Below are 1,478 nucleotides of genomic sequence, written 5' to 3'. Positions count from 1 at the left end.
CGAGGATGCCGATGTCCGCTCGATCTTCGCCAATCCCAGCCACCCCTATACACGCGGCCTGCTCAAATCCATCCCGCGCCTCGATGACGATCAGAAGCGCCTCTACCAGATCCCCGGTTCGGTGCCTCTTGCCGGCACCGTCAAGCAGGGCTGTCCCTTCTATGCCCGCTGTGGCGACCGGACCGAAAGATGCGCGGCCGAAATGCCACCCATGTTTACCGTTTCAGAACGCCATAAGGCGGCCTGCTGGGTCACCGCCGGAGCAACAGCATGACAGAGATGAACAGCGTCGACGACCTCTTGACCGTCCGCAACCTTGGCAAGACCTTTTCGGATGCAGGCGGCCTGTCTTTTGCACGCTCGTCCTCGGGTGGCGTGCGCGCGGTGGACGGCGCCTCCTTCTCCGTCAAACCGGGCGAGACGCTGGCGCTGGTCGGTGAATCCGGCTGCGGCAAGTCCACGCTCGGACGGCTTCTGCTGCGGCTGATCCAGCCGACCGACGGCGAAGTGCTGTTCGAGGGGCGCGATATCACATCGCTGAGTGCCGCCGAGATGCGCATGATGCGCGCCAAGATGCAGATGGTCTTTCAGGATCCCTATGGCTCGCTCAGTCCGCGCCGTTCGATCGCGCAGATCATCTCCGAGCCGCTGGAAGTCTTCGGCATGGCGAAGTCGTCAAGGCAGCGGCGGGACCGTGTGGCGGAACTGCTGACGCAGGTCGGCCTGTCGCCCGCTTTCATGGATCGCTACCCGCGGCAATTCTCCGGCGGCCAGCGCCAGCGTATCGGCATTGCCCGCGCCATTTCGGTCAATCCGCGTTTCATCGTCGCCGACGAGCCGGTTTCGGCGCTCGACGTTTCGGTACAGGCGCAGATCGTCAATCTGTTGCAGGATCTGCAGGCCGAACGGAAATTTTCCTACCTCTTCATCGCCCATGATCTGGCGGTGGTCCGGCATATCGCCGACCGCGTAGCAGTCATGTATCTCGGCAGGATCGTCGAAATCGGGCCGAAGAAGTCGGTCTATTCCATGCCGCAGCATCCCTATACGCAGGCGTTGCTGTCGGCAGCACCCGAACCCGATCCGGATCGCAAGGCAAACCGTATCGTGCTGCAGGGCGACGTTCCAAGCCCCTCCCGCGTTCCGCCGGGCTGCAGCTTCCATACGCGCTGTCCGATTGCAAAGGACATCTGCAAGGTCGATCGGCCGGGTCTGCGTGAAGTCTCGCCAAACCAGTTCTCAGCCTGCCATTTCGCTGCGCCCAATCCGCTGACGCAGGCGGGCTGAAACGATTGGCCCTCAGTGCACCTGGCCTGCCGGCGCACTTTCGATCGCTTCCTCGACGGGCAGGTCTAGGACCGATCGACATTCAAGCCATCCACATCATTGCGGCGGCGAGATGGACGAAGCCTTGGAAGTGAATGGTTCTGCGTTCGTAGCGCGTTGCGAAACGGCGAAAGTGCTTCATGCAGCCGAAG

General features: G+C 62.4%; 2 protein-coding genes. Both read left to right on the top strand.

Annotation, left to right across the window (positions count from 1 at the left end; translation table 11 throughout):
* The coding region (locus ACFPWW_RS12340) for an oligopeptide/dipeptide ABC transporter ATP-binding protein (RefSeq protein ID WP_377311852.1) at window positions 1–274 on the top strand (274 nt) is incomplete at its 5' end.
* Window positions 271–1,287 carry an ABC transporter ATP-binding protein gene (locus ACFPWW_RS12335; RefSeq protein WP_162713000.1) on the top strand — a complete coding sequence of 339 codons (1,017 nt, stop codon included), beginning with the start codon at window positions 271–273 and terminating at the stop codon, window positions 1,285–1,287. The genes ACFPWW_RS12340 and ACFPWW_RS12335, both read left to right, overlap by 4 nt.
* Window positions 1,288–1,478: the final 191 nt, after the last annotated feature.

Origin of the sequence: Rhizobium sp. GCM10022189 (genome assembly GCF_042656325.1) — a bacterium.
Taxonomy (GTDB): Bacteria; Pseudomonadota; Alphaproteobacteria; order Rhizobiales; family Rhizobiaceae; genus Rhizobium.
The sequence above is the reverse complement of the archived record's forward strand: the minus strand, read 5'-3'. Positions and strand labels throughout refer to the sequence as shown.

What these genes read in the sequence shown, in the direction of transcription:
- ACFPWW_RS12335 (WP_162713000.1), top strand. Translation starts at nt 271, where the DNA reads ATGACAGAGATGAACAGCGTCGACGACCTCTTGACCGTCCGCAACCTT.